Annotated in this window: 9 protein-coding genes; 5 read left to right on the forward strand and 4 right to left on the reverse strand. The window is 65.4% G+C overall.

Annotated features, from left to right (window positions below):
• Together DD1DGNOD_RS06605 and ureG are read right to left on the reverse strand one after the other, a co-directional pair.
• A partial coding sequence (locus tag DD1DGNOD_RS06605) for an urease accessory protein UreD (RefSeq protein WP_241255513.1) occupies window positions 1-619 on the reverse strand: 619 nt, incomplete at its 3' end.
• A gap of 125 nt (window positions 620-744) precedes the next feature.
• Window positions 745-1443 carry an urease accessory protein UreG gene (gene ureG, locus DD1DGNOD_RS06610; protein WP_131765706.1) on the reverse strand — a complete coding sequence of 233 codons (699 nt, stop codon included), beginning with the start codon at window positions 1441-1443 and terminating at the stop codon, window positions 745-747.
• A 102-nt stretch (window positions 1444-1545) separates the two neighbouring features.
• Between ureG and DD1DGNOD_RS26615 the strand changes: the two genes are divergently transcribed.
• The 5 genes from DD1DGNOD_RS26615 (at window position 1546) to DD1DGNOD_RS06630 (ending at window position 6037) form a co-directional block, all read left to right on the forward strand.
• Window positions 1546-1701 (forward strand): hypothetical protein, encoded by a 156-nt coding sequence (locus DD1DGNOD_RS26615; protein ID WP_165036485.1) that lies wholly within the window; start codon window positions 1546-1548, stop codon window positions 1699-1701.
• A gap of 135 nt (window positions 1702-1836) precedes the next feature.
• On the forward strand, window positions 1837-3813 hold the full coding sequence (locus DD1DGNOD_RS06615; RefSeq protein WP_131769674.1) for a WXG100 family type VII secretion target: 1977 nt from the start codon (window positions 1837-1839) through the stop codon (window positions 3811-3813).
• 8 nt (window positions 3814-3821) lie between these two features.
• Entirely contained in the window at window positions 3822-4124 is a 303-nt protein-coding gene (locus tag DD1DGNOD_RS06620; protein ID WP_131769675.1) for a hypothetical protein, read from the forward strand.
• Between the two features lie 191 nt (window positions 4125-4315).
• A complete protein-coding gene (locus DD1DGNOD_RS06625; protein WP_131765709.1) occupies window positions 4316-4780 on the forward strand; it encodes a hypothetical protein in 465 nt (154 codons plus the stop codon).
• 303 nt (window positions 4781-5083) lie between these two features.
• The gene (locus DD1DGNOD_RS06630) at window positions 5084-6037 is read left to right on the forward strand and encodes a hypothetical protein (protein WP_131769676.1); all 954 of its coding nucleotides are present in this window, start codon (window positions 5084-5086) and stop codon (window positions 6035-6037) included.
• A gap of 71 nt (window positions 6038-6108) precedes the next feature.
• On the opposite strand, the gene DD1DGNOD_RS06635 is transcribed toward DD1DGNOD_RS06630, so the two are convergent.
• Both DD1DGNOD_RS06635 and DD1DGNOD_RS06640 read right to left on the reverse strand, forming a co-directional pair.
• A complete protein-coding gene (locus DD1DGNOD_RS06635) occupies window positions 6109-6510 on the reverse strand; it encodes a type II toxin-antitoxin system VapC family toxin (protein WP_206442991.1) in 402 nt (133 codons plus the stop codon).
• A gap of 2 nt (window positions 6511-6512) precedes the next feature.
• Window positions 6513-6710, reverse strand: a 198-nt coding sequence (locus DD1DGNOD_RS06640) for a hypothetical protein (RefSeq protein ID WP_131769679.1), incomplete at its 5' end; no start/stop codon positions are given.

Here is a 6710-nt window from a genome sequence, read left to right on the forward strand (position 1 = left end):
GGGTGGACGAGATCGAGCCGGGCGGTTCACTGAAGCGCCCGAGAACGATCTCCTCCCGCCACAGCAGGCGGGCGTCCGCCGCGAGCCTGATCGCCGCCCGCATCCGGTGCCGGCATCCGCGGGCGGCCACGGTCGGTTCGGGCAGGTACTCCAGCGCGCCGCCCGGCCCGACCTCGGCATGGACGTCGAACAGCGAAGGTTCCTCGCCGTGCCCGGGCAGCGCAACCGTCGCGGCCGTCGAGCGCAGCACCAGCCGGACCCCGGCGCCGACCGTGATGTCGAGTCGCAGCCGGTCACCGGCAAGCGGCCCGGCCGCGGCGTTCACCAGATGCACGGTGACGGTCGGTAGCCCGTCGTCCGATTCCATCCGGACGCCGGTGCGGCGCAGGACCAGCGGTACCTCGGACCTCAGCTCGCTGACCCGGACCCCGCTGACCTGGACCCCACCGCCGCGGACCCCGCCGCTGATCCCGCTATTGCTGATCCCGCTGCCGCGGACTCCGCTGCCGTCCGCGGCAGGTTCGATCCGCACGGCCGCGTGCGCGCTGATCGACGTCCGGCCGATGCGTGCCGGCGGACGGCCCGTACCGGCGCCGACCATCCCGGCAGCCGTTTCCATCTCCTCTTTCCCCTCGTCCAGGACGCCGTAGTCGTCCGTGCCGGCCTCGTCTGGGCCGATCGGGTTCAGGGCGATCGGGTTCAGATCGGCCGGGTGCGGGCTGATCGGGTGCGGGCTGGCCGGGTTCAGGACGGCCGACTCGGGGCGGCGACCTCGGCAGCCGGATGGTCCGGACGTTGCGAAAGGACGCGTTGCGAAAGGACCGAAAGGACCCAGTCGGACACCTCGGCCGCCCCCGCTTCCGCCACCAGCGAGGTGAACAGCACCGGACGGCCGCGGCGGACCCGTTCGGCGTCCCGAGCCATGACGCCGAGATCCGCACCGACGAGCGGCGCGAGATCGGTCTTGTTGATGACGAGAAGGTCGCTACTGGTGACTCCCGGGCCACCCTTACGGGGCACCTTGTCGCCGCCGGCCACGTCGATGACGAATATCTGCCGGTCGACGAGGCCGTAGCTGAAGGTCGCGGTCAGGTTGTCGCCGCCGCTTTCGACGAGGATCAGGTCGAGCGGGCCGACGTCCGATTCCAGATCCTCGACGGCGTCCAGGTTCGCGGCGATGTCGTCCCGGATGGCGGTGTGCGGGCAGCATCCCGTCTCGACCGCGCGGATGCGTGCCGGGTCGAGCACGCCTGCCGCGCGCAGGAAGTCGGCGTCCTCGGTGGTGTAGATGTCGTTGGTCACGACCGCGAGCCGCAGGGTGCCTGCGAGGGTCCGGCACAACGCCGCGACCAGCGCTGTCTTGCCGCTGCCCACCGGCCCGCCGACACCGATGCGAATCGCCCGATCGTCCGGGCGCGTCTGCGACTCCGCCGCTTCCGGCATGCGCAGCTCCGCTGCCTTCGGCGTCCGCGGCTCCGACGTTTCCGGCGTCCGAGACTCCGATGCTTCCAGCGTGCGTGGCTCCGCCGCTACCGGCGTTCGCGGTTGCGCCGCTTCAGGCAGCTGCCCGGTGCCGGCAACCCGGGTTGGACCGCCACCCGCCGCGGGGAACATCTGAAGGTCATGCTCGCGGTGCATCCGTACACCTTCCCGAACTTCTTCCGGTCCCGCACCCGCACCCGGGTATGCGCAGCCGAATAATCACCGTCTGCACTAGGCTCATACTGTGCGTGATAATTATCCTCTTTGCGGTGTCGTTACCGTTTGTGGGGGCACTGCCCGATCTGATTCCACCCGCTCGGCTGGTTCCGGTTCCCCTGGTCGTGGGCTTGTCCGGTGAACCGGCCCACCGACTGGGCAGTTCTGGATCTGGACGCGGACCCCGCACCGGGTGACCCGTTCTCGGTACAGCAGCTGGCACGCAGGTTTCTCGAATTCGCGGCGGACGTCGAGTACGCCCGCGGCCAGGTGGCGTCCTTGGGCGCCGGTGGCGTCGTCGAGTCGTGGCTGGGGGACGCGGGGGACGCCTTCCGGAAGGAGATTGCGGAGTTCCCCAGTCAGTTACAGAAGCTGGAAACCTCCTACCGGATGGTCGGCGATGCGCTGATCGCTTACGAGCCGATTCTGGCTGCGGCGCAGGTACAGGCCGACCGGGCGTTGGCTCAGGGCCGCGACGCCCGTTCCCGGCGGGACAGCGCGCAGAATCTCCTCGGCCCCGCACAGGCCGTGTTGACCGCGGACGCGGCGGCCTTCGCCGATCTTTCCTCGGCGTCCTCCACCTACACCGCGGATGTTCCCCCGCCGCCCGACCCGGTGCAGGTGGCGCAGGCCATCCGGAACCGGGACGCGGCACAGGCAAGGCTCGACCAGGTGCGAAACGCCGTCCGTGACGGGCAGGACGAGCTGGACGCGGCCCGCCGGCTCGCGTTATCCGCGAAGGCGTTGCGTGAGGACGCCGCCGATACCTGCGTGCGGATGATCCGTGACGCATCCGATGCCGGGATCAGGAACAAGCCGTGGTACTCGTGGGAGAAGGTCAAGGAGACCGCGGGGAAGGTGTGGACGGTCGCCGTCCAGGTCGCGAAAATCACTGTGGCGGTTCTGGGCGTGGTCGCTCTGATTATCGGCGGCCCGGCGGCCTGGGTTGTTTTCGCCGCCGCTGTCGTCGTCCTCGCCGATACGTTGGTGAAGTACGGCAATGGGCAGGCGTCCCGGTGGGACGTCGCATTTGCCTTGCCCGGTTCCGTTCCCGGCACAAAAGGTCTGACGACGGTCGGTGGGCTGGCCCGAGGGATACGCGGTGGCAGCCGGGCGGTCGCCGGTATTCGGAGTGTCGCCGACGCCGGAAAGCTGTTGCTGGGCGGGGGCCGGACGCTTGTCCGCGGCGGTCAGGAGATGGCACTCGGCGCGGTTGCCACGGGCCGGCGACGACTGGCTGCGGCAACCGCTGCTGTTCGTCGTTCGGTGGCTGATCCTGCTGGGGTATTACGCGCTGCCGGGTCCGATATTGCGGCCGCCGGGGTTACCGTCCGCACCGCCGCCGTCCGCTTTCCCGAAAGCGCCGGACTGCGCTCCACAAGCCGGATGGCCGGGGAAGCGGGAAGCGACGCCGCCGCTCTCGACCGTGCTGCCGACGCCACAGTCACCGGGCACGCCGATGAAGCCCCATCCACCGCCAACGGGGCCGGGCACGGTGCCGGTGACGACAGCGGTCATGGCGGTGACAGCGGGGGCGGTCGGAACAACGGGAACAACGACGGCCCCACCAGCCCGGACGACAACCCCCCGAATGGTCCCGATCCCGACGGCAGTCCCCACGCTTCCGGATCGGCTGGAGGTCCGGGCCCGGGGGGAAACTCGCACCCTGACCGAGGATCAGAAGCCGGCACAGAAGACATCGGGAACCACATATCGCCTGGCGACCAGAGCACCTTCACTGTTTCACGAACAGGCCTTGACTCCGACCTGATGGCCGAGCTTGCCGCAAGTGGAGTCAAGCATACGCCTGAAGAGATTATACAGATAGGCCGGGATCCCGCTGGCCGTATCGTATTCTTGGAGCAAGGTAACGAGAGGGCTGGTTTCGAACACATCCTTCGCCGTCACCAGAGCGAGTTCGAACAGGCGGGTATTGCGAAGGATCAGATTCCGGAGTTCATCATGAGAGCCCTGACGGAGGGGCGTCCAGTCGGAAGCCAGCGGGCGACACCGATACTTGAGGTTGAGTTCGGGGGTAGACTCCACAATGTCGCTGCCACCACGGGCGGGAATGGTTACGTTGTCAGCGCCAACATGAGGAGCGCACCGAATTGATTCGCGTAATGAAGCTCATGGCAGAATGGCAGTCGTGGCCCGTCTGGGACTACTCGGACGGTATACCTGACAACCTGGACCACGCCCAGCTTCCGATAAGCGCTGATCTCGTAGCCGAAATTTCGGAGTGGGACCGCGGTTTTCAGGAAACTTTTAACACCGACTACCCGCCCGATTCAGGATTCTTGACCGACGAGGAGGCTCGAGCGTTCGACGCGCTCGGCCACGAGCTCGCACTCCGGCTGGCGTGGGAGCTCGGCCCGCAGGTAAGCGTTGAATACGTACCCACCGTTTACGTTGCAGGAAAATAGCTTCCAGTGAAGGGCGAGGACTCAAGGAGTTTCCGCCGCTGATGTTTTTGAGGGACGCCGGAATCCGGTCCTTTTCCGTATGGGTGAGTACTTTCTCGATGGTGGGTCGCGTACGAGGCCCAGAAGATCGACGGTAGAATTCTGATTACCAGGCTGGATGGCTTTGCGGATCGTCGTGGAGGCTGGAAGTGATGTCTGATGTTCAGCAGATATTCTTCGGGATGGAGCTGGGTATTGGCGAGGTTGTACAAATCCTCGCGGAGCGGTTGGGATTCACCGTCCGCGAATTCGATGGATCGTGGTCGGTGTACAAGCAGGGGTACGGAGGGTTCGACCGTTCGATCGGAGGTGCGGTCGAGATGAATGAATACTCGTATCCCTCGCCGCGCCCCGATGAAGAAAGATCCGTCTATGACGGCTACCCATACTGCTGGGAAATCTGGGCCTCGGTTCCCGGGACGTCAACCCAACAGTTTCCACTGGCGAGACGAATATTTGACGAGTTTGTCGAGAAAGTTGGATGGCCTGCCGTTCTGACCGCCAACATTGAAATCGTGCACGTGCGGTGGTCGCCGGAACGAGGGCTTGAGGAGTTCCCGCTGAACACGTCGACGTCGATGGACGGTACTGACGCGTGGGGCGCAGGGCAGACCTAGTGCTGTGACCACATACCTTCACCGGGTCTCCAGCCAGCGCTGTGATCGTTGTGATTCCGAGGCCGCTGGAACAACCTCCAGGTCACAAGAATCATGCTGTGCGAACCCGGTCGACATTGGTGGTCACCGCACTAGTCTTGGCCTGCTGGTGATGGAGATCCGGTACGGTCGTTCCGCTGGCCGCCCCTGCCTGGGAATCGACGTGGCGTCGATTCCCGGGCAAACCGGGACTGCAGTATGTACGATGCGATTACTGCAGCCGAACCGGGGACGGTCATGCGAAGCATTCGACGCACGAGTCTGGTGGGCGTGTCCGTGGGGTGGGGGGTCTTGGCGGTCGCCGCCGCCGTCGCGTTCATCTTCGGTACCGACTCCAACCACACGGATGGTCCGGTCGGGCGAGCGGTTCCGCCGAATTCTTCACTGGCAACGAGCTCCGCGTCGAAACCACTACTGACGCTTGCTGAGTATCAGACCGTGTTGACCAGCGTCGAGCAGGCGATACGCCCTGCCATGGACCGGGTCGTCGCGGCAACCACTCTCGCAGAGATCGACTCCGCACGCATCGATCTCGCCGCGGTACTGCAGAAGCAGTGGGACTACCTGCAGACGATCACGCCGCCCTCCCAGGCTCGTGAGCAGCACCGTGGCCTGGAGACCGCAGTCTTCGTCTGGGACAGACTGCAGAAGAACATCTCTTCGGCGAACGTGACGAAGTCGAATTCCTGCGGCATCGAGGCGGCACAGCCAACGCAAGTGTACGAGGCCAAGCAGGACGTCTACCGGGCGGTGAAGTCCAGCTCCTACAAGGCGGCCGCGGAGGATCTTGCCGAGCTCAATCTGAAGTTCGGTGAGTTGATGTTGCCTGCGGAGCCCGTGGCTCCCCCCGTCACCGATCGCCGCGCGGCCAACGGCGAGATTATCCAGCGAACCGGACGGCGAGGATCCGGACGCCTGCGGATCAACAACGGCGACATCTCCGATGTCGCCGTCTCGGTAACCAACGGAAACCCGTCGAATCCCCAGGTCACTATTTACGTGCGGGGCAATTCCAATGCCACGATAACCGGAATCACCGGCACCTACTGGGTCTATTTCAAGTCTGGCAGTGACTGGGACGCCGCGCGACGCGGATTCACCCGGGACTGCTCCTTCGAGAAGTTCGACCTTCCGTTCGACCAGGCGTCGGACTGGGAAATCAGCCTCGAGGAGACGCCCGCCGGCAACGCCACAACCACCACGGCCCCCCCGTTCTAGAACCGCAGCCGGCACGTTCCCGTCGTAAGCCCCTCGCTGGCTGTCGTCACGACAGCGTCAGGAGAGGCAGATTAGGGCAGCAACGTGAATACGCGATTGGCTTTCACAACGGTGAAATGCCGCCGGTCGACGGTTGCGACTTCATCGACACCGAGTCGTTCGGCGCAGGCGATCACCGAGGAGTCGACCGTACCGAGCGGAAGGTTGCGGTATCGGTTGACTAGATCGGCGATACGTAGCCAGTCGGTCGCGTGGACCGGCTCAACGTCGAATGCTCCCGAGGCCATATCCGCCAGGAAACGGAGCTCTGCGGACGCGCCGAGACGGCTACCAAGCAAGTAGACGACTTCGGTCACAACAAGGATAGGAACGATCAGTGGACCTGGATGCGTTTCCAGTAGCTCTGCGCAAGCTTCATGATGTTGATCGTCGGCGTCGACGTAGGCATACAGTGGTCCCGCGTCGACGACCAAGGCTATGGCGTCACCTCGCTGCGCAGGATTTCCTCAATACGCTCGGATATGTCGTGTCGTCCGCTGCGGCCCGCGGCCCGGGCGCCCAGTACACGCCGACCGGCCGGCATCTCCCCGCTGCGCTCGAGAAGTTCCGCGAGACCGGCCGGGACGATCGCGGCCAGCCGCTGGCCCCGGTCGGTCAGGTACACAACCTGCCC

Source organism: Candidatus Protofrankia californiensis (genome assembly GCF_900634765.1).
In the GTDB taxonomy this organism is placed as follows: Bacteria; Actinomycetota; Actinomycetes; order Frankiales; family Frankiaceae; genus Protofrankia; species Protofrankia californiensis.